Origin of the sequence: Microvirga sp. BSC39 (assembly GCF_000739015.1) — a bacterium.
In the GTDB taxonomy this organism is placed as follows: domain Bacteria; phylum Pseudomonadota; class Alphaproteobacteria; order Rhizobiales; family Beijerinckiaceae; genus Microvirga.
In genome coordinates this window covers 52,121-73,042 of record NZ_JPUG01000063.1, presented here as the reverse complement: position 1 = coordinate 73,042, position 20,922 = coordinate 52,121, and the positions used below count along the sequence as shown (strand labels likewise).

Here is a 20,922-nt window from a genome sequence, read left to right as displayed (position 1 = left end):
GCCAGGCTTGGTTTGGGCGCCAGGACAAGATGGGGTTCTATTACCGGTCCTTCCTCAAGAACAGCGGCTTCCCCCAGGACCAGTTCGACGGCCGCCCGGTGATCGGCATCTGCAACACCTGGTCCGAGCTCACCCCCTGCAACGCCCATTTCCGCACCATTGCCGAGCATGTGAAGTATGGCGTGCTCGATGCCGGCGGCTTCCCGCTCGAGTTTCCCGTCTCCTCGCTCGGCGAGGTGACCATGCGCCCCACCGCCATGCTGTTTCGCAACCTCGCCGCCATGGACGTGGAGGAGGCGATCCGCGCCCATCCGCTCGATGGCGTCGTGCTGCTCATGGGTTGCGACAAGACCACCCCTGCCCTGCTCATGGGTGCAGCTTCCGCCGACCTGCCCACCATCGGGGTCTCGGGCGGCCCGCAGCTGCGCGGCGTCTATCGCGGCAAGATCATCGGCTCGGGCACCAACATCATCTCCATGAGCGAGCAGCTGCGCGCCGGGGAGGTCACGCTGGAGGAGTTCCATGAGGCGGAGGGCGGCATGAACCGCTCGGCCGGCCACTGCATGACCATGGGCACCGGCTCCACCATGGCGTCCATGGTCGAGGCGCTCGGGGTCGGCCTGCCGGAGAATGCCGCCATTCCCGCGTCCGATGCGCGGCGCAACCAGCTTGCCCGCATGGCCGGACGCCGCATCGTCGAGATGGTGCACGAGGATCTCGTGCTCTCGAAGGTCATGACCCGCCAAGCTTTCGAGAACGCCATACGCACGCTCGCAGCCGTCGGCGGCTCGACCAACGCCGTGGTGCATCTGCTGGCGATTGCCGGGCGGGTCGGCATCGATCTCACCCTCGACGACTTCGATCGGCTCGGGCGCGACATCCATTGCCTCGTCGATCTCATGCCGTCGGGCCGCTTCCTGATGGAAGACTTCTACTATGCCGGCGGCCTGCCGGTGGTTCTGCGCACGCTGGGCGAACGCGGGCTGCTGCACAAGGACGCGCCGACCGTCAACGGCAAGACGATCTGGGACAACGTCAAGGACGCCCCCTGCTGGAACCGGGAGGTGATCACCTCCTTCGAGGAGCCGTTCAAGCCGGAGGCCGGCATTGCCATTCTCAAAGGAAATCTCGCACCCAACGGCGCCGTCATCAAGCCGTCGGCGGCTTCGCCCGAACTGATGCGGCACACCGGCCGCGCAGTCGTGTTCGAGACGATCGAGGACCTGCATCACCGCATCGATGACGAGGATCTCGACATCGACGAGACCTGCATCATGGTGCTCAAGAATTGCGGTCCGAAAGGGTACCCGGGCATGGCCGAGGTCGGCAACATGCCCCTGCCGCAGAAGCTGCTGAGAAAGGGCGTCCGCGATATGATCCGCATCTCGGATGCGCGCATGTCGGGCACCGCCTATGGAACCGTGGTGCTGCACGTGGCGCCAGAAGCCGCTGCCGGCGGACCGTTGGCGCTGGTCGAGAGCGGCGATCTGATCACCCTTGATGTGGTGGCCCGCAGCCTGCATCTTCATGTGGAGGCGCAGGAGATGGAGCGCAGGCGCGCTGCGTGGGTTCCGCCGGAGCCCCATGCGACACGCGGCTGGGCCAAGCTCTATGTCGAACATGTTCTGCAGGCTGATAAAGGTGTCGATCTGGACTTTCTTGTGGGCCGCACCGGCTCGCCTGTTCCGCGCGACAACCACTAGGCAACGAGAATCAACATCATGAAGGAAGAGATCATGTCCGCAACCGGCAGGAGCTCCACCCGCCCCTATCGTGGCGTGTTCCCGGTGGCGCCAACCATCTTCGACGACGGCGGCCGCCTTGACTTGGAAGGTCAGAAGCGCGCCATCGATTTCATGATCGATGCGGGCTCCGACGGCCTCTGCATCCTGGCGAATTTCTCCGAGCAGTTCCTGCTGCGCGACGAGGAGCGCGAAGCCGTGATGACGACCGTGCTCGAGCACATCGCGGGCCGCGTACCGGTGATCGTCACCACCAGCCACTTCTCGACCGAGATCTGCGCCGAGCGCAGCCGGAGGGCGCAGGATGCAGGTGCGGCGATGGTCATGATCATGCCGCCCTTCTTCGGGGCCACCCTGCGGGTGTCGGAGCCTGGCATCTACGAGTTCTTCCGCCGAGTCTCGGACGCGATCAGCATCCCGATCATGATCCAGGATGCGCCCATGGCCGGCACGTCCATGTCGGCACCGTTCCTCGCGCGCATGGCGCAGGAGATCGCCAATGTGTCCTACTTCAAGATCGAGGTGGCCGGCACCGCCGGGAAGCTGCGCGATCTGATCGCACTCGGAGGCGACGCCATCGAGGGGCCGTGGGATGGCGAAGAGGCCATCACGCTGATGGCCGACCTCGATGCGGGCGCCACGGGTGCCATGACCGGCGGCGCCTATCCGGACGGCATCCGCCAGATCATCGACCCTTACTTTGCCGGCGACCGCGAGGGGGCAGCCGCAGCCTACGAACGCTGGCTGCCGCTGATCAACTATGAGAACCGGCAATGCGGGCTTTCGGCCGCCAAGGTGTTGATGAAGGAAGGCGGCGTGATCCGCTCGGAGGCGGTGCGCCACCCGCTGCAACAGCTGCACCCGGAGACCAGAAGGGGCCTCATCGAGATCGCTAAACGTTTGGATCTGATGGTCCTCCGCTGGGGGAAGTAGATGGAATGGCATGAAGGCGTCTAAGTTCACCCAGCACTACGACCACGTCATCCGACGATTAGGGCCTTCTCGACCAGGAACCGAGTCGTGGCAATCCAGATGGAAGTCTCCTTTTGGCACATCCCGGAAGTAGACTGAATGTCTGTTCAAGGCAGGAACACCGGACGTTCCTGCCGGGTAGCAGATTTCCTAGTTTGACCCCGTCCGGACTTTAGCCGCACTACGAGAGCCGCTGATCACTCACTTCTGGTCCAAGCGCAATTGCACGACCCGGAGGTTGTTGGTGGTCCCAGCCGTTCCGAAGGGCACACCGGCCACAACGACAATGAAGTCGGGGGATTGGGCCAAGCCCTGCGACCGTGCATGTGCTTCGGCCTGTTCCACCATCTCCTCATACGTGCGGATGTCCTGCGAGTGGACGCTGTGGGCACCCCAGAGAAGGCACAGCCGCCGTGCCACGTTCTCGTCCGGAGTAACCGCCAGAACCGCCACATCGGGACGGGTCCGGGCGATGCGGCTCGCAGTGGTGCCGCTCGAGGTGTACGCGACGATGCAGGGAGCATGAATCGCTTGCGCGAGATCGGCCGCGGCGCTGGCAACAGCATGGGGTGGGCTCTCCTCGATCTCCGGTCGGAGAGCCGTGACGATGGACCGATAGGCCTTGTCCTGCTCGGTCTTGCTGATGATGCGGTCCATCATGGCGACCGCCTCGACGGGGTACTGGCCCGCGGCGGACTCGGCCGACAGCATCACGGCATCGGCCCCATCATAGATGGCCGTCGCCACGTCGGAAGCCTCGGCCCGGGTCGGCGTCGGAGCGCCAACCATGGAGTCGAGCATCTGGGTTGCGATGATCACGGGCTTCACCGCCAGACGGCACAGGCGCACCAGCTCCTTCTGGCGACCGGGCACTTCCTCCGGCGGGATCTCAACCCCAAGGTCGCCGCGGGCGACCATGACCGCGTCGGACAGGTGGACGATGTCCTCGATGTGGTCAAGCGCCGAGGGTTTCTCGATCTTTGCCAAGAGGCCGGCCCGCTCGCCGATCATTGCTCGGGCCTCGATCATGTCGGATGGCCGTTGGACGAACGACAGGGCAACCCAATCGACGCCGAGCTCAAGGCCGAAGGCGAGATCGTCACGATCCTTTGCCGTGATGGGTGACAGGTCCAGCATGGTTCCCGGCAGGTTGACGCCCTTGCGGTTGCTGATCCTTCCACCCGTCACGACCCTGGCCTCGATGGAGCCAGTGCCGAAACCCGTCGCCCTGACGCGAATTCGGCCATCGTCGATGAGCAGGTCCTGCCCCGGCAGGATCGCCTCGAAGATCTCCGGATGCGGCAGAGGGATCGAGGTTCTGTCGCCGTCCTTGCCCTCAAGGACGAACCGGATCGTCTCGCCCTCGGACAGGGCCAACGCTCCGTCCTTGAGCGTACCGATCCTGATCTTCGGTCCTTGCAGGTCCTGGAGGATGCCGATGGGCCGTCTGACGTCCTTCTCGAGCGCGCGGATGGCGGCGTGGACGGCGGCATGGTCCTCATGGGTGCCGTGGCTGAAGTTCAGCCGGAAGGTGTCGACCCCAGCGAGGAAAAGCTCCCGCAGCTTGTCCGGCGAGGCGCTCGCCGGACCAACGGTGGCGACGATCTTGGCATGGCGTTGACGGCGCATGGTTCGCTTGACCTTCCTGGCGGACCTGTCAGAGGAGGCCAATGGAGATGGCCGGCACGAGAGCGATCGCCACGAGCCCGAGGACGAGCGCACCCAAGTAGAACCATACCGTCTTCATCGCCGCGTCGGGATCGACCTTGCCGATCGAGCAGGCGATGTAGTGGCCGATGCCTACGGGAGGCGCGAACAATCCGATGTTCATGGCGACCACCACGACCATCGCATAGTGAACGCTGTGAATGCCCAGATCCTTCGCGATCGGGAACATCAGCGGAGCCAGCAGCACGATCGCCGGTAGACCCTCGAGCAGGCAGCCGAGCACGAGGAAGGTCACGATCGTGACTACCATGAAGACGATCCAGCCCCCAGGGAGGCCTTTCATCACCTCTGCGAGATACATGGCGAAGCCGGTCTGCGTCAGCGCCCATGCGGCGGCCGAGGCCGTCCCGAGGATGAGCAGGATCGCGCCTGTCATGGCCGCGGTCTCGATGAGCATGCGGTACATGTCGCGGATCCTGATCCCGCCGTAGAGCAGCATCCCGGCGATTCCCGCGTAGAGCACCGCGATGGTGGAGACCTCGGTGGCCGTCGCAACGCCTTCGGTCACCGCGCCACGCACGAGGAAGGGCAGGACGAGAGCGGGCGCGGCGAACACCAGTGCCTTGCCGATGAGCTTCATCGGCGCGCGGCGGACACCTTGGAGGTTTTCGGACCGGGCCTTCCAGCGCGCCGCGACCGCAAGGATGATCAGCAGGAACAGCGCCACGATGAAGCCGCTGGCGAACAAGGCCGCGATGGAGATGCCGGCAACGGAGCCGATCACGATCAGGACGATGCTAGGCGGGACGGTGTCCGCCATGATGGCGCCCGTACCCAGAAGCGCCACCATCTCCTCCGGCTTGTTGCCACGCCGCTTCATCTCGGGAAACAGTGCCGGGGCGACCGTCGCCATGTCGGACACCTTCGAGCCCGAGATGCCCGATACCAGATAGAGCGATCCGAGCATCACGTAGGACATGCCGGCGCGCACATGGCCCAGCAGGGAGCCGAGAAAGTCGACGATGGCCTTGCCCATGCCTGTGATGTCGAGGATGCATCCCAGGAGAACGAAGACCGGCACCGAGAGCAGGATCAGGCTCGACATGCCCTCGTCCATACGTCCGACGATCACGGTCAGAGGCAGTTTCGTCGAGAAGAGCAGGAAGGCGAGTGCACCCGAGCCGAAGCAGAAGCCGATCGGTACCCCGATCGCAAGACAGACTGCGATCACGCCCACCAGGAGCACGAGGATGTTCGCCTTGCCGAGCTGGGCAAAGACGGGCGTCATCAGCCACAGTACGGCCACGGCCGCCGCGACGGCGGCAATGCTGATCACCATGTCCCTGACGGTCGTCTCACGCAGGAACTTCACCGCGAGCGCGACCAGCATCAGGACAATGCCAAGCGGGATGCCGGCAATGCGCCACGCCATGGAAATCTCAAGGCCCGGCGAGACGATGTCACCCTCGAAGTAGGTGTGCTCGATTGCGGAGGGCAGGAGAGCGCCGAGGAATGCTGCCATGATCACGAGGCCGACCGCCTCCAGAACCTGCCTCGCCCGCGGCCGCACCGCATTCACGAGGATGGCCAGCCGCATGTGCTCATTCCGGTCGATGGCGATCACGGAGCCGAACATCACGATCCAGAGGAACATGAAGGAGGCGATTTCGTCCGCGGCCGTGATCGGCGAACCGAGGACGTAGCGCCAGAACACGCTGGCCAGCACGAGGCCGATCAACCCGACAATGAGGACCGCAGAGATCGCTTCGATCGGGCGCATCAGGATGCCGAGGCTCGAGCGGTGGGAGACACCCGGTTCGTCCACGCCGGCCGCCGACGTGGGTGCATGCGAGGCAAGGGTGGTGACGTTTGGGGTGAGGGCATCGACCATAGGCTGCTTCCTTCGTGCTGAAGCGCATTTCGCCGGGGCCGCAGCCCGGTTGCTGGCTGCGGCTCGATTACCGTGTTCGTTGGATCTGGTCCGGGTCGAGCCTTTGCCCGAACCGACCCATCGGGTGCCGATTGATCAGGCTAGCTTACCGGCCGATTCCTCGAGCAGGCTCCACGCCTCTTCACCGAACTTCCCACGCCACTCCTTGTAGAAGCCGGCCTCCGAGAGCTTGGCGCGGAAGGGCGCCGGGTCGACGTCGTTGAAGACCATCCCGGCGGCGGCCAGATCCTTGCGCAGGCTGATGTTCTGCTGCGCGACGTCCTCGCGCTGGGCCAGGCAGGCATTGTTGAGGATCTTCGCGACGGTCTCCTGCAAGTTGGGCGGCACCTGGCTCCACGCGCGGCGGTTCATCAGGAACCACCAGCCGTCCCACATGTGGTTGGTGACCGAGGCGTACTTCTGCACCTCGTTGAGCTTCGCGGCCGCGATGATCGCGGGAGGATTCTCCTGACCATCGACGACCTTGGTCTGAAGCGCGGTGTAGACCTCCGCGAAGTTCATTCCGGTCGGCGCCGCTCCGAGCGCTTTGAACAGGGACAGCCATAGCGCGCTCACGGGCACGCGGATCTTCATGCCTCGCAGGTCGTCCGGCTGTGTGATCGGCTTGGCGCTGTTCGTGATCATCCGGAAGCCATTGTCCCAGACCTTGTCGAGCACCACGATCCCGCTCTTGGTGACCTGTCCACGGAGATTTGCGCCGAGCTTCCCGTCGAGTGCGTTCCACACGGCCGGGTAGTCCTTGAAGGCGAAGCCGACACCGGAGATCGCCGCTGCCGGGACGAGGGTCGATAGCACGTTCACGCCGGAGTTCAGGAAGCACTCCAGCGCGCCGGAGCGAAGCTGGGACAGCATGTCCGAGTCGGCGCCGAGCTGGTTGTTGGGGAACAACTGAAGCTCGAATTGTCCGTTCGTCTCGGTCTTCACCTGCTCCGCGGCCTTGCTGAGGTGGACGTTGAGCGGATGGGAGGCCGGTACGTTGGTGCCGATCTTGAAGGTGTACTCGGCAGCGTGGGCGTAGCGGATCGGCAGCGCGGCGGTGATGGCGGTGCCCCCGACGAGGGCGGCGAAGCTGCGGCGCGTGATGTTTATGGACATGGTTTCCTCCTGGTTTTGTCTGTTGGGCCTTGGTTATTGGGTCTGATCAGCTTGAGGGTGCGGCCTTGTCTCCGCGGAACATCAGGCCGGCGGCGCGGAAGCCTCCGTCGACATTCAGGGTATGGCCGTGGATGTACCGGCTCTCATCGGAGCTGAGGAAGACGGCCGCGTCGGCGATCTCCTCGGGCGTTCCGTAGCGCGTCATGGGGATCAGGTAGTTGTAGGCGGCGCGCGTCGCCTGGTCGTGCGCAAACTTCGCCATCTCGGTCTCGATGGCGCCGGGCGCGATGTTGTTGACGTTGATGCAGGACTCCGCAAGCTCCACGGCCATGACCTTGGTCAGGAGTTCGAGGCCCGCCTTGGCGGCGCCGTACGCGGCGCGGCCGTGGCCGCCGCGCTGGCCGGAGAGCGAGGCGATGTTGATGATCTTGCCGCTGCGGTGCTTGACCATTTCGCGGGCACAGGCCTGCGCGACGAAAAAGGCACCGGTCAGGTTGATCGAGATCGTCCGGTTCCATTCCTCGGGCGTGATGTCGAGGAACGGGGTGTTCCCGCCGATCCCGGCATTGTTCACGAGGATGTCGACCCGACCGTAACGGTCCACGATGGCCTGCACCATCCCATGAACCGAGGCTGCCTCGGCCACGTTCACGGCGAGGGCGAGCCCGTCGGAGGCGCCGAGTTCATCCAGGGCCTGCCCTGCACCCTGCTCGTTGATGTCGGCGATGACCGGTATCGCGCCTTCCGCGACGAAGGCCTTGGCGATGGCAAGGCCGATGCCGCGCGCTCCGCCCGTCACCAGCGCGATCTTTCCCTGTAGTCTCATCGTTCCTCCTCCCCGGGCGGTGCCCGTCATTCAAGCTCGTTGTGATGTCCCGTCGCGTACGGCGCAGAAGAAATCGTCCCCGCCGACCTGACCGCCCTTGAGCGCGATCTCCAACCCGTCCCGGGTGGGATCGGTAGAGTGGGCGCGGCACAGGGGGGAGCCTGGTGCCACGGGGGCGACGGCCGTGAGCGCATCGATCCCCAGCATCGAGGCTGCGTGGCTCGAGGTGTCGCCACCGGAGATGACGGCCCGCCTCAGCTTGGCTTCGCGGACCACCGAGTCGAGGACGCGGCCGAGGCCGGAGCCGATCCGGTCGTTCACGGTCTCGGCCGAGACGCCGGCGGTCGCCACCGCCTGCCGCAGGGCGGCCACAGCCGGATCGTCCGGACCGGTTGCGGTGAAGACGAGCGGGTTGCTGCCATCGGAGATCACGCGCAGAGCCTCTTGCGTCACCGACGCGATCTCCCTCTCCCACGCTGCTTCATCCACCGCGCGGGCCGCGTCGATGCGGATGCCGCTGAAGCCATGGATGATCGAATAGGCGATCTGGCTCGCCGTGACCGGTGAGACCGAACCGGACACGCAGGCGATGCGGTCAACGCTTCCGACGGGTGACGCGGGCGTCTTCTCCGGCAGCAACCCTGAGGCATGCCAGTAGGCTGCCAGGGCAGCCTCGAGGCCCTGCGAGCCGACAGTAAACACCCGTGCGGCACCGCGTTCCCAGACGAGGCGGCCCGCCTCGATCAATGTCTCCTCATCGAGCACATCCAGGGACACGACCCTCGCGCCGGAGGCGAGAGCATCGGCGAGGCGTGCATCGGCTTGCCCTCGCTTCATGGCAACGAAGTCGACGAGACCAATGGCCTTGTCCGTCTGCTTCGCGAGGTGACGGCCGAGGTCGGACTCGTCCATGGGGGTGACCGGGTGCTTGGACATCGTCGGGTGCCGGTCGAGCCGGTATCCCTTGCCCTGCGCCAGCGCGAAGAGGTGCCCGAAGCTCTGGAAGCGGCCCATTCCCGGGTCGCCTACGATCATCGGGATCCAGCCGTCGAACAGTCCGGCCGCGATGTCGATGGCCCGCCCGATCGAGCCGATATGCGGGGCGGAATCGAAGGTCGAGCAAACCTTGTAGTGCACGACCGGAGCGTTGAGCGAGCGCAGCAGCTCGAAGACCGGCGGCAGGTTCCGGTCCATCCAGTCGGGATTGCGTGAACGGGCGACGCCGGCAATGCCGATGCCGCGGTAGGCACCGAAGGCCCTCAGGCGCTCCGGCGTCGGAGGGGCAAGGAACAGCACGGTGTCCAGCCCGGCGAAGGCGAGCGCCTCCATCGCGGCCGAGGACCCCGTGTAGTCGTCGCCGTAGAACCCCACGAGGGGTCCTTCCGGCAGAGGTCGGTGCGGGCTCATGCGGCCATCTCCAGGGCGCGACCGAGCTCGGGATGCGTCCGTGCATGCTCCTCGAGCGGAATGCCGGCGATCGTTGCGTCCCATGCCTCCCGCAGGGCCCTCACGCCGGCCGCGGGACCGTCCGGATGGGCCATGATGCCGCCGCCGGCCGTCACCATCAGGTCGGTGGAGTTCAGGCCCGCGTACGTCCCGGGAACCTGCCGCGCCGACTGGCCGGAGGAGAATACCGGCATCACCGTGCATGGCTTGTCGTCGAACATCGGCGTCAGGCAGGCCCGGGCCGAGGCGATCACGCTGTCATCGTCCTCGGAGAACTTGTTTTGCAGTCCATTGACGTGCATGTGGTCCGCGCCGGCCAGTCGCCACAGCTTTTGCCAGGCGACATAGGACCAGCCGAGCAGCGGATGCCGGGAGAGGTAGCCCCAGCCGTTGCGGTGCGCGTGGATCGGCAACTCCGAAAAGCGGCCGAGCTCGATCATGCCGACGAGCCCTACCGAGTTGAGGCTCGCCATGATGCATGTGCCGCCGAGATCCCGGACAAGGTCGTGGCGGCGCCGCATCTGGTCGAGCTCGCCGGTGAGATTGAAGGCATACATCGCCTTCTTGCCGGTCCGGTCCGCATGATCGTTGATGACGCGCATCACGGCTCGCACACGCTCGTCGAACGGGCAGTTGGGGCCGTCCGATTGCAGTTCGTCGTCCTTGATGAAGTCGATCCCGGCCTCGCAGAGGTCCTTGACCATGGCGGCCGTTGCCTCGGCGTCGAGACCAACGCTGGGCTTGATGATGGTGCCGATCAGGGGGCGGCCGTGAACGTCCGCAAGCCGGCGTGTGCCGTCGACCCCGAAGCGGGGACCGGCATAAGCTGCGCCGAAAGCGGCCGGCAGGCGGATGTCGAGCAGGCGCAGGCCGCTGACATCCTTCAGCTCGAACAGGTTGCCGGCCACGGTCGCGACCAGGTTCGGCAGGGAAGGGCCGATCGTCGCCAAGGGCCATGACAGGGTAATGAGCGCCCGAGTGATGCGCTCGCCGGGCTTCGGCGGGACTGCCGACGGGAGGGAGCGCTGTGCGACTGGCTCGTCAAGGACGACGAGCCGGGTCACCCGGGCGGCCGACCGCTCCTTGAGTTCGGGCGTCTCACCGGGAACCTCCACAAAGGTGCCGCTCGACTGCTCGCCGGCGATGATCTCGGCCGCACGTTCGGGAGCGATCGGGGTCTCGAGGAGGTAGTCAGCTTCGAAGCGATCGATCAGCATGGTCGTTCCTGACGAAAAAGGGGTGAGGTGCGAGGCGTCGGTTGGGCCTCAGGCCGCGCGGCAACTGAGCCCGCCATCAACTGGGAGGCTGACGCCCGTGATGTAGGCTGCATCATCCGAGGCCAGGAACAGTGCCGCCTTGGCGATGTCCCAGGCCGTACCCATCTTGCCAGTCGGGCAGGCGGCATCGCGGGCCGCCACCATGGCATCGGCATCAGGGTATTGCCCGGAAATCTGCTGGAAGATCAGCGGCGTGTTCATCAGGCCCGGCATGATCGCGTTCACGCGGATGCCGTCCCTGGCGTATTGCAGGGCCAGTCCCATGGTGAAGTTGTTCACTGCCGCCTTGGCGGCGTAGTAGGCGGTATAGGGATAGCCCGTGTACCGGATTGCGGCGATCGACGAGACGTTGACGATCGCGCCGGATTTCCGCTCCAGCATGTGCGGCAGCACGTGCTTGCAGGAGATGAAGCAGCTCTTGACGTTGAGGTCGAAGGTCCGCTGCCATGCGGCCTCGTCGAGCTCGATTGGGCCGCCCATCGTGGCATAGCCGACATTGTTGTGGAGCACGTCGATGCGGCCGTGCTCACGCACGACGTTAGCAACGAGATTGGAAACGGCGGCCGAGGCGGTGACGTCACACGAGCGGGCCGAAGCGCGCCCGCCCTCGCGGGTGATAATGCCCGCCGTTTCCTCGGCGGCATCCTGGTCGATGTCGACGCAGATCACATGCGCGCCGTTGGCGGCGAACAGGGCGGCTGTTGCCTTGCCGTTGCCCCAGCCGGGTCCAACGGATCCGGCTCCAAAGACAATGGCAACCTTGTCCTTCAACCGTTCCGTCATGGCGTAACTCCCGGTCTGATAAGGTCGATTTTTTCTTGATTGGAGCAACCCTACATGCAGCGCCTGGCCGGCGACATTGCAAATCGGCGCAGGATGGTGTGAGATTTCCTGACACCAAGGGATTGCCGAGACCCGTGCCATGCCGCTACCCCGCCTGCCCTTGAATGCCCTTCGTGCCTTCGAGACGACGGTGCGGTTGGGCAGCATGTCGGCCGCGGCAGCCGAACTCGGCGTCACGCATGGCGCCGTTAGCCGGCACATCCGGGAGCTGGAGGCCCAGTTCGGCCTACCGCTCCTGCTCCGGCTGCCGAAATCCGTCGCGCCGACGCCGGCGGGTTCCCAGCTCGCCGTCAATCTGGGACAGGCCTTCGAGCTCATGCATCAAGGCGTGGCGCGCCTTGCCCCGGGGCCGCTGACCCTGTCGTGCTCCGCGACCATCGCGATGAACTGGCTCATTCCCCGGCTGCGGACGTTCAAGCGCGACAATCCCGCGATCGAGGTCCGCCTCAATATAAACTACGGCGCGGTGGATTTCGTCCGGGAGGAGGTGAGCCTAGCGATCCGCCTAAGCACGTACCACGCACCGGAGGACGTGATCGTCAGGCCGCTGCTGCGCGAGGACGTCGGTCCTATCTGCCACCCTGACTACGCGGAGCGTCTGGAACTGCACAAGCCGGAGGATCTCACGCGGGCACGCATCCTGGGCACGGCGACGCGCCCCGACGCCTGGTCCGAGTGGCTGACCATGATCGGCCGATCGCACCTGAACCTCCGGGCGCATGAGACGTACGAGCACCACTATCTGCTGATCCAGGCCGCCTCCTACGGCCTGGGCATCGCGGTTGCACCTCGCATCTTGGTGGCGGACCAGATCGAGCGAGGTCATCTGGTCGCTCCTGTCGGGTTCGTCCCGGGACCCCACGAGCTGCATCTTTGGATCGCACCGCATGTCCGCGCGCGTGAGGATGTTCGGCGCCTTTCAAGATGGATTCAGGACGAGATGACGCGTCATGCCGCCACTGGGACCGGAGCCGCGGCCGATGCCGAGGACGGTCAGCGGGTGACGACCGCGTCGGCAGCCCCGACGGAAACCTCTTAAATCCACCTTCCTGTCCGATGCTCTAGTCAGCACATAAGAGGTGATATCTCCTCGAGTTGGGGAGGCTCCTTAGTTATTGAGTCATCCGCCGAATAGCGGGAACAAGGGCAAGGACCAGTCCTATCTTGAGAGCCTCACCGGCCAGGAAGGGTGTGAGACCGAACGCAATGCTCTTTGCAGGACCGAAGAGGACCGCCAGCCAAGCTACTCCGGGAATGTAAATAGCTGCCTCTGCAATCAGGAGGGCTGCAACGGCTGTCGGAAATCGGTTCAGCATGCTGCGCTCAGTGAAATGTCCGATCACGACCGCGGCAAGCACAAACCCGAGGAGGAAACCTCCCGTTGGACCCATCATGTAGGCTATGCCGGCACCGCTCTGGAACACGGGCAAGCCAGTCGCACCCTCAATGAGATAAGCCACGATCGTCGCCCCGCCGAGACGGCTGCCGTAGGCAATGCCAATGACGAGCACCACGAAAGTTTGCAAGGAGAGCTTCACAGGCCAGAAGGGGACTTGGATGTGTGCAGACAGGGCCAGCAACCCGGTTCCGAGGAGGATGAGAGTAGCGGTGCGCAGGGCATTGCTCCCTGCCGTTCGTGGCCACAGCCGGTCGAGTGGCGTAACCGAGGCGGTTATTGCTGTCATCTGTTAACTCCTTGAGGGTAGCTGGGTCTTCTACATGGCAGGGAAACTTAGCCAGGAGAGGAGGAGCAGGGGTGATCTACTCTCCGTCTCCGATAGGTTCTGTTGACCTGCATCCCGTTGTGAGCGGCCGCATTTCAGCCTGATTGCAGGATGCCTCTGCCCAAACGCAGACCGCGGCTTGGCAGGCGGATACCCGCCCTTCGCTTCGCCTCACAAACTACTGCGTGCACAACCTGTCCGGTGCAATGATGCTCATCCGGGCTTGTCACAGGTAAGCCTTCAACTCAGCGTAAAGCTGCGCAGAAGCGTGAGATGCGACGGCACCCTTCCTTCAAAGTCTCTGTGTCCGTGGCATAGGAGATCCTGAAGTAGGGACTCATGCCATAGGCGCTACCCTGCACCGTGGCGACATGCTGCTCTTCCAAGAGTGCCGAGACAAAGTCCGTGTCGGACTCAATACGGCGCCCCCGCTCAGTCGTCTTGCCGATGCAGCCGGCGATGTTCGGGAATACATAGAATGCGCCCTCTGGCTTATGACAGGTGATACCCGGGATATCGTTGAGCAGTTCAACGACCAAGTCGCGCCTGTCACGGTAGACGTCGGCGCGCTCCCTCAGAAGATCCTGGGGCCCTTCTAAGACCGCAACTGCTGCGGCCTGACTTAGCGTGCAAATTCCGCCCGTTGCCTGTCCATGAACATTGTTCATCGCAGCTATCAATTCTTTTGGGCCGCCGCAGTAACCGATGCGCCACCCCGTCATTGCATAGGCTTTTGAAGCTCCGTTTACAGTCAGCACGCGATTCTTAAGTTTAGGCTCGATCTCTGCAATCGTGCAGAACTCGAAGCCATCATAGGTAAGGTGCTCGTAAATATCGTCGGTTAGAATCCATACATGGGGGTGTCTCAGCATCACATCGGCGATGGTTCGCATCTCAGTGCGAGTGCAGGCTGCACCAGTTGGGTTATTAGGAAAGTTCAGGATGAGCCACTTGGTGCTTGGCGTAATCGCAGCATCAAGATCATCAGCCCGAAGTTTGAAGTGATTGTTCTCAGGGCAGGGCACAGCAATGGGCGTCGCTTCGGCGAAGAGTGCTATATCAGCATACGTAATCCAACCGGGCGCGGGAATCACAACTTCATCGCCAGGGTTGCACGTCGCGAGAAGTGCGTTGAAGATGATTTGCTTGCCCCCGTTGGCGACCAGGATCTCATCAAGCGTGTAATCCAGATTGTTCTCCCGCTTGAACTTGCGCTGAACGGCAGCCCTCAACGCTGCGGTGCCTGGTTGGGCGGGGTACTTGGTGTCGCCCGCTAGTGCGGCCTGGTGGGCTGCCTCAATTGCATGCTGCGGCGTCGCGAAGTCAGGCTCACCCGATGACAGGCTGACGATCTGAACGCCCTGTGAGCGAAGCTCACGTGCTTTGTCCGTCATGGCTGCGGATGCAGAAACCTTCACATTTTGGAGACGGCTTGCGAGTTGAAGCATCGTCATTGTCCTTGTTAATCCTGCCTTTAGTCAAAGGCAGCTGTTACCAGCGCTTGCTTCGCAAAAAATCCTGCGGCGTCAGCTATTGGGGAAATTCACGTCGCATGCCTCTATGGGGTAAGCCGCCACGCGGACGCTCTCGTCGGTATCTTGGATCGGGCTTCGTGCATCTCGATCCGAGCAGATGCATCACACGTTGATGCTGCGTGCTTCCAGCGCGTCGACAAACGAGCGGTCCCATCTGCCGTCTCTGATAGCCTGCATGGTCTCTTCTTCCTTCTGCTTCTGAAGAAAAGCCTTCTCGATAACGGTCGGCGCCTCCTCGCGAGAGAGCACGACAAGCCCATCCTGATCGCCGACGACGATGTCGCCGGGGCAAACTGCCATCCCGCCAACAGATACAGGGACATTGATTGCCCCGGGACCGTCTTTGTACGGACCTCGGTGATTGACGCCTCTGGCGTACACGGGGAAAGGACGCTCGCGGATCTCGGCAACGTCGCGGATGGCGCCATCGAGGACCATCCCGGCCACGCCCACGCTTGCGGCATAGAATGTCATGATCCCGCCGACAAGCGCATTGGCGATATCCCCGTCGGCGTCGATCACGAGCACATCGCCGGGCCTGCAGATGTCGAAAGCTCGCAGAATTGCCAAGTTATCGCCAGCTCGCGTCCGCACCGTCACCGCAGTGCCCGCCAGCGGGGCAGGGTGATGATAGGGTTGGAGCCCGGTGCTGCCCCGGTTGCGCTGCAGCTGGTCACTGAGAAGAGCGACTGGGATCTGTTTCAGGGTTGCGATGAGCTCAGGATCGGCCGATGGAGCCGAGGGGTGTTTCCTAATGCTGTTTGTCATTTGTCAGCTCACGGATCTCTAATTGATCCCTGACAGCTAACGGGACGCCCGGAGACTAGCCAAGACAAGTTCAGTCTGCCAACATAGGAAAATCTTATGGCTCGCGAGTGGGAGGAGCCCAGATCATGTCCAGTGCCGGGAGCGGTGATCGGATCATGAACCTCAAACGCCTCCAGTACTTCGTGAAGATTGTCGATATCGGCAATCTGACACAGGCGGCAGATATCCTTCACGTGGCTCAGCCCGCTTTGAGCCAGCAATTGGCAACACTGGAGTCCGAAGTCCGCCAACAGCTCCTGGTTCGCACGCCGCGGGGCGTGACGCCGACGGAGGCAGGCAAGGTCCTGTATCGCCACGCTCAGCTCATTCTTCGGCAATGCGATCAGGCGCGGGTTGATATGAGGGCCGCCGGAGAGGGTATTTCCGGCGCCGTGTCCGTCGGCCTTGCACCGGGCACCGCTGCCGCTGGCCTCGCCATGCCTTTGCTGGTGGCCACAAGAAGCCGTCATCCCGGGGTCGTGCTTTACCTCAACGAGACCTATGGGACCACACTCTCGGAACTCGTAATGAACGGCAGAATGGATCTCGCCGTGCTGTACGGCGGGGGGCAGTCGGTGCACGGGCTCACGTTCCAGCCTCTTCTGCGCGAAAGCCTCTACTTGGTGGGCCCCAGCAGCATCCCGGCTCCGTTGGATCCCGTGCCTCTCGAACGGCTCGGCGAAATGGATCTTTTCCTCCCTCGCCCTTATAATGTGGTCCGCAAAGTCGTGGACGCGGCGTGCGCTGGTATAGGGCTTGTCCCTCGCGTCGTCGCCGAGATCGAGTCGGCGAGCACGCTGGCTTCCGTGATCGCGGCAGGAATGGGCGTGACGGTCCTGCCCGGCTCAATGGCGAAGCAGGTTGTGGAGTCCACATCGGCGTGGCATGCGCGGATTGTTGATCCCGCCATTGAGGTGCCCCTGGCACTCTGCCAATCGGACCACCTTCCTCTGTCCGAGCCAGCCGCCGCGATCAGGCTGATTCTGCTGGAACTTGTTCGGGAACTGCCCGGTAATATGCTCTCATCTCAAGAGGAAGGCGTCCTCAAGAGAGCATAAGCTGCTCTTATGGGCACAGAGACAATCTGTCTTGGCCTCCCTTTTGAGCGGCTGCTAGCGTCAGGAACATAGGCCCGTCACGGTGACGGACCGGTGATCCTCATGACACTCGACGAGATCAAAGCACTAATCGATGCGATGAGCGCATCCGACCTTGTTGAAGTGGAGGTCAGCAAGGATGGCTGGACTCTGCGACTGACGCGCGAGACGGGGGCCATGGGGTCCGCGCCCTTAACCAGTGGGGCAGCGTCAACACCGACTGTGACGCACACTCGCCCGGACTCCTCTCGTCGCGAGTCCCCGGCGTCCGTCAAATCCGCAGCCTCCACGAACGATGTCACCGCCCCCTTGTCCGGGATTGTCTATTTGGGTCCTTCGCCGGATGCGCCGCCCTTCGTGGCCGTGGGCCAGGCCGTCACGACCGGCACCACTCTCTGTACTGTTGAAGCTATGAAAATGTTCAATCCTGTTACGGCTGAACGGGATGGCGTGATCGACGCTGTGTTCGTCACGACCGGCGACGAAGTCGCCGCCGGCCAGTCCCTCCTGCGGATCGTTTGAGCGCCAATGTTCGACAATGTTCTCATAGCCAATCGCGGCGAAATTGCCCTTCGGATCCAGCGGGCCTGCCGAACGCTTGGGTTGCGGACGGTCGCCGTCTATTCGCAGGCCGACCGAGATGCCCCCCACGTGAAATACGCGGATACCGCCGTGTGTATCGGCCCCGCTCCGGCAGGGAAGAGCTATCTCGATGGTGCCGCGATTTTGCTTGCTGCGGAGGTGACGGGTGCACAAGCCATTCATCCCGGATATGGGTTCCTGTCTGAGAATGCCGCCTTTGCCGACGACGTCGCCCGATCAGGTCTGACGTTCATCGGGCCGAGCCCGGCATGCATTCGCACCATGGGCGACAAGGTTGCAGCCAAGCGTGCCATGCGCGAGGCAAACGTGCCGTGCGTGCCCGGCTCAGAGGGAGCCCTGCCCGACGACCTGGAGGCTTTGCAATCGGTCGCCGGTGAGATCGGCCTTCCGTTGATCCTCAAGGCGGCAGGCGGAGGAGGCGGTCGCGGCATGCGAGTCGTCCGGTCCCGTTCGGAGCTTGCCGATGCGTTTGCGCTTGTTCGCGAGGAGGCGCGCCGCGCCTTCGGCAATCCAGAGATCTATGCCGAAAAGTTTCTCGAGCATCCGCGCCACGTCGAGATCCAGGTGCTGGCTGACGCTTATGGCACGGCACTCTGGCTCGGCAGTCGCGATTGCTCCCTCCAGCGCCGCCATCAGAAAGTATTGGAGGAAGCCCCAGCTCCGGGCCTGCCGGGCGGCCTCGTCGCCAGGATCGGCGAGCGCTGTGTCGAGGCCTGCCGGCGGATCGGCTATCAGGGTGTCGGCACCTTCGAGTTCCTGGTCGAGCAAGAGGAATTCTTCTTCATCGAGATGAATACGCGGGTGCAGGTCGAGCATCCAGTGACTGAAGCGACCACCGGAATCGATATCGTGGCCGAAGGCATTAGGGTTGCACGCGGCGAGGCCCTCACCCTTAGCCAAGCTGATATCTCCTGCCACGGTCACGCTTTCGAATGCCGGATCAATGCCGAAGATCCCACCACCTTCGCACCATCCCCGGGGCAGATCACACGGTTCGACGTTCCGGGTGGGCCTGGCGTGCGAGTCGACAGTCACATCGCCGCGGGAGCGGCCGTACCGCCCTACTACGACTCGATGATCGCCAAGCTCATTGTTCATGGACAGACCCGGCACGAGGCAATGGCGCGGTTGAAGGTGGCGCTGTCCGAGATGAGGGTCGAGGGTGTCGCCACGAACCTTGCCTTGCACAGAAGGATTCTGGACGAGCCAGGCTTCATCGAGGGCGGGTTCGATATCCATTATCTTGAGCAATTGCTGAAAGCCGAGGCCTCCGCATGATGGTGAAGGAGCCCCAAATCAGCCTGCTGGGCACCAGAGCGCTTCTCTTCGAAGCACCGGGCGAGACCAGCCTGACGACACAATGGCGGATTTGGTCGCTTGCCCGTGAGGTGGATACTTGGCCGGAAGTGAGCGAAGCCGTACCCGGCGTCAACAACCTCCTCGTGAGCTTCTCGGTGCCGCCGCGGTCGCTTGCGCCGCTCGAGACACGTCTGCACTCCGCCTGGGACGCAGCGACACCAATGATCCTACAGGGGCGCACGATTGAGCTGCCAGTCGTCTATGGAGGGGAAGGGGGGCCGCACATGGCGGATGTCGTCGCCCATACTGGCTTGTGCCCGCACGAAATTGCCGAGATTCATGCCAGTCCGCTCTATCCCGTTTACGCGATCGGAAGCCATCCCGGCTACTGCTATCTTGGCGGGATGGACGCACGCATCGCCACACCGCGCAGGAAGGTGCCGGTGCTGAAGCTTCCGGGCGGCGCGGTCTCGATTGGAGGATCCCAGACCGGCGTATCGGCCTCGGCCGGTCCCAGTGGCTGGAATACGATCGGCACGACATCAACGACGTTCTTTGACGCGTCCCGCGATCCACCCGTCCTGCTGCAGCCAGGCGACAGTATTCGGTTCCGCATCGTCGAGGTGGTCCGATGATGGAAATCCTATCCAAAAGCGCGCTCACGACCATACAGGATCGCGGGCGTTTCGGTGCTTTGAAATGGGGTGTCGGCACCGCCGGCGCGATGGACGGGCTTGCACTCGCCTGCGGCAACCTACTGCTCGGCAACAGTGAGGATGCTGCTGCGATCGAGATTCAGGTCTTTCCATTCGAAGCTCGGTTTGATTGTGAAGCCGAGATCGCATTGACCGGTGCAACGTGCGAAGCATCGATTGATGGCAAAGTCATCCTTCCTTGGTCGAGCATCCAAGCGAAAGCTGGCTCGGTGCTGCGCCTTGGGCTGACGAGATCTGCCCGTTGGCGGGGATCTCGTGCTTACGTCTGCGTGGCAGGCGGCATCGATGTTCCCATCGTCCTGGGGTCTCGGTCCACACAGTTGCGTGGAGCCATCGGCGGTCTTGAGGGGAGGGCGCTGCAGCAGGGAGACAGGCTGCCTTTCGGCCAGCCCAACGGCGCACGCCGCGCGTCGGACGGAACCAGTATTGTGCCGCCGTCATTCGCTTTGCCGCTGATAGTGGATGGCCTGCCAGCGGCCCGGGTTCTGCCGGCCGCCGAATACCACTGCTTCAAACCGGAGTCCCAGAGCGATCTGTGGCTGAAGCCGTGGAAGGTAACGCCCCAGAGCGACCGCTACGGGTATCGCCTGTCCGGTTCTGTCCTTGAGCCCGTTGCTCCCATGGAGCTGCGCTCGCATGGCATCGTTCCCGGGGTCATTCAGGTGCCGCACGGCGGCCAGCCGATCGTGCAGATGTGCGATGCCCAGCCCTCAGGCGGATATCCGAAGATCGGAACCGTCATCGAGGCGGATCTCTGGCGGCTCGGGCAGGCCCCGATCGGCAGCTCCATCCGCTTCATCGAGACAGACTGGGATGGGGCACTGCACGCCCTTGACGAGGTCTCTCGATGGCTGTCCGAAGTAGCGCGGTGTCTCGATCTTGCGAAAGCCCGGAAGGCGAGCTCATGAAGATCTCAGACATTCCACAAATTGCAGCCTGGATCTCCGAGGCGGGGATCGCGACGTACGAGCTGACAGGCCCGGATTATCGCATCTGCCTGAGGCGCAGTGTTAAGGCTAGAAGCAGGCGAGCTGGGTCGGCGGGCTCTGTGCGGGATGCAGCCGTTCCGGCAAGAGGCCAACCTGATGTTGCCCTATCGCTGAGTGTGGGGCTTTTCCTGCATGCTCACCCTGTCCAAGAGGCGGCGCTGGTAGAGCCGAACGAGCCAGTGGCGGCCGGTCAGCCGCTGGGGCTTCTACAGGTCGGACCCATTCTCTTACCCGTCCTCTCTCCGCGCGACGGGATTGTGGCCTCGATCATTGCGCCAGACCGCTCGCTCGTCGGCTATGGCGATCCGCTCGTCGCACTGAAGCCTTAAGGG

At 63.5% G+C, this 20,922-nt stretch carries 19 protein-coding genes; 9 read left to right on the top strand and 10 right to left on the bottom strand.

Going from position 1 to position 20,922, the window contains the following annotated elements; translation table 11 throughout:
• Together MA07_RS13635 and MA07_RS13630 are read left to right on the top strand one after the other, a co-directional pair.
• Positions 1–1,703, top strand: a 1,703-nt coding sequence (locus MA07_RS13635) for an IlvD/Edd family dehydratase (protein WP_036351612.1), incomplete at its 5' end; no start/stop codon positions are given.
• Between the two features lie 33 nt (positions 1,704–1,736).
• Entirely contained in the window at positions 1,737–2,675 is a 939-nt protein-coding gene (locus MA07_RS13630) for a dihydrodipicolinate synthase family protein (RefSeq protein WP_036351607.1), read from the top strand.
• Positions 2,676–2,915: 240 nt separating this feature from the next.
• Here MA07_RS13630 and pyk read toward each other — a convergent pair whose 3' ends face one another.
• The 7 genes from pyk to MA07_RS13595 form a co-directional block, all read right to left on the bottom strand.
• Complete coding sequence (gene pyk, locus MA07_RS13625) at positions 2,916–4,343, bottom strand: pyruvate kinase (protein WP_036351566.1); 1,428 nt, start codon at positions 4,341–4,343, stop codon at positions 2,916–2,918.
• Between the two features lie 28 nt (positions 4,344–4,371).
• Positions 4,372–6,273, bottom strand: a complete 1,902-nt coding sequence (locus MA07_RS13620) for a TRAP transporter large permease subunit (protein WP_152568864.1) — start codon at positions 6,271–6,273, stop codon at positions 4,372–4,374.
• 135 nt (positions 6,274–6,408) lie between these two features.
• Positions 6,409–7,428 carry a TRAP transporter substrate-binding protein gene (locus MA07_RS13615; RefSeq protein WP_036351564.1) on the bottom strand — a complete coding sequence of 340 codons (1,020 nt, stop codon included), beginning with the start codon at positions 7,426–7,428 and terminating at the stop codon, positions 6,409–6,411.
• A gap of 46 nt (positions 7,429–7,474) precedes the next feature.
• The gene (locus tag MA07_RS13610; protein WP_036351561.1) at positions 7,475–8,254 is read right to left on the bottom strand and encodes a 3-oxoacyl-ACP reductase family protein; all 780 of its coding nucleotides are present in this window, start codon (positions 8,252–8,254) and stop codon (positions 7,475–7,477) included.
• Positions 8,255–8,284: 30 nt separating this feature from the next.
• Positions 8,285–9,661, bottom strand: coding sequence for a four-carbon acid sugar kinase family protein (locus tag MA07_RS13605; RefSeq protein ID WP_036351559.1), 1,377 nt, complete (start codon positions 9,659–9,661; stop codon positions 8,285–8,287).
• Positions 9,658–10,917: a ribulose-bisphosphate carboxylase large subunit family protein gene (locus MA07_RS13600; RefSeq protein WP_036351556.1), complete on the bottom strand. Its 1,260-nt coding sequence runs from the start codon at positions 10,915–10,917 to the stop codon at positions 9,658–9,660. The genes MA07_RS13605 and MA07_RS13600 overlap by 4 nt, the downstream gene beginning before the upstream one ends.
• Positions 10,918–10,965: 48 nt before the next feature.
• A complete protein-coding gene (locus tag MA07_RS13595; RefSeq protein WP_036351553.1) occupies positions 10,966–11,760 on the bottom strand; it encodes a glucose 1-dehydrogenase in 795 nt (264 codons plus the stop codon).
• Positions 11,761–11,899: 139 nt separating this feature from the next.
• Between MA07_RS13595 and MA07_RS13590 the strand changes: the two genes are divergently transcribed.
• On the top strand, positions 11,900–12,859 hold the full coding sequence (locus tag MA07_RS13590) for a LysR substrate-binding domain-containing protein (protein ID WP_081928959.1): 960 nt from the start codon (positions 11,900–11,902) through the stop codon (positions 12,857–12,859).
• 73 nt (positions 12,860–12,932) lie between these two features.
• On the opposite strand, the gene MA07_RS13585 is transcribed toward MA07_RS13590, so the two are convergent.
• The 3 genes from MA07_RS13585 to MA07_RS13575 all read right to left on the bottom strand — a co-directional run bounded on the left by MA07_RS13585 (position 12,933) and on the right by MA07_RS13575 (position 15,847).
• On the bottom strand, positions 12,933–13,505 hold the full coding sequence (locus tag MA07_RS13585; RefSeq protein WP_036351550.1) for a biotin transporter BioY: 573 nt from the start codon (positions 13,503–13,505) through the stop codon (positions 12,933–12,935).
• 284 nt (positions 13,506–13,789) lie between these two features.
• Complete coding sequence (locus MA07_RS13580) at positions 13,790–14,992, bottom strand: pyridoxal phosphate-dependent aminotransferase (RefSeq protein ID WP_036351598.1); 1,203 nt, start codon at positions 14,990–14,992, stop codon at positions 13,790–13,792.
• 189 nt (positions 14,993–15,181) lie between these two features.
• The gene (locus MA07_RS13575) at positions 15,182–15,847 is read right to left on the bottom strand and encodes an RraA family protein (protein ID WP_036351548.1); all 666 of its coding nucleotides are present in this window, start codon (positions 15,845–15,847) and stop codon (positions 15,182–15,184) included.
• Positions 15,848–15,972: 125 nt separating this feature from the next.
• On the opposite strand from MA07_RS13575, the gene nac reads away from it, so the two are divergent.
• The 6 genes from nac (at position 15,973) to MA07_RS13545 (ending at position 20,919) form a co-directional block, all read left to right on the top strand.
• On the top strand, positions 15,973–16,944 hold the full coding sequence (gene nac, locus MA07_RS13570; RefSeq protein ID WP_244445247.1) for a nitrogen assimilation transcriptional regulator NAC: 972 nt from the start codon (positions 15,973–15,975) through the stop codon (positions 16,942–16,944).
• Positions 16,945–17,046: 102 nt separating this feature from the next.
• Positions 17,047–17,505 (top strand): acetyl-CoA carboxylase biotin carboxyl carrier protein subunit, encoded by a 459-nt coding sequence (locus tag MA07_RS13565; RefSeq protein ID WP_036351591.1) that lies wholly within the window; start codon positions 17,047–17,049, stop codon positions 17,503–17,505.
• A 6-nt stretch (positions 17,506–17,511) separates the two neighbouring features.
• Positions 17,512–18,864, top strand: coding sequence for an acetyl-CoA carboxylase biotin carboxylase subunit (gene accC, locus MA07_RS13560; protein ID WP_036351545.1), 1,353 nt, complete (start codon positions 17,512–17,514; stop codon positions 18,862–18,864).
• Positions 18,861–19,520, top strand: coding sequence for a 5-oxoprolinase subunit PxpB (gene pxpB / locus MA07_RS13555; RefSeq protein ID WP_036351542.1), 660 nt, complete (start codon positions 18,861–18,863; stop codon positions 19,518–19,520). Before accC ends, pxpB begins: the two co-directional genes overlap by 4 nt.
• Entirely contained in the window at positions 19,517–20,509 is a 993-nt protein-coding gene (locus MA07_RS13550) for a biotin-dependent carboxyltransferase family protein (RefSeq protein WP_036351540.1), read from the top strand. The genes pxpB and MA07_RS13550 overlap by 4 nt, the downstream gene beginning before the upstream one ends.
• The gene (locus MA07_RS13545) at positions 20,506–20,919 is read left to right on the top strand and encodes a biotin/lipoyl-containing protein (protein WP_036351537.1); all 414 of its coding nucleotides are present in this window, start codon (positions 20,506–20,508) and stop codon (positions 20,917–20,919) included. Before MA07_RS13550 ends, MA07_RS13545 begins: the two co-directional genes overlap by 4 nt.
• The last annotated feature ends 3 nt before the right edge of the window (positions 20,920–20,922 follow it).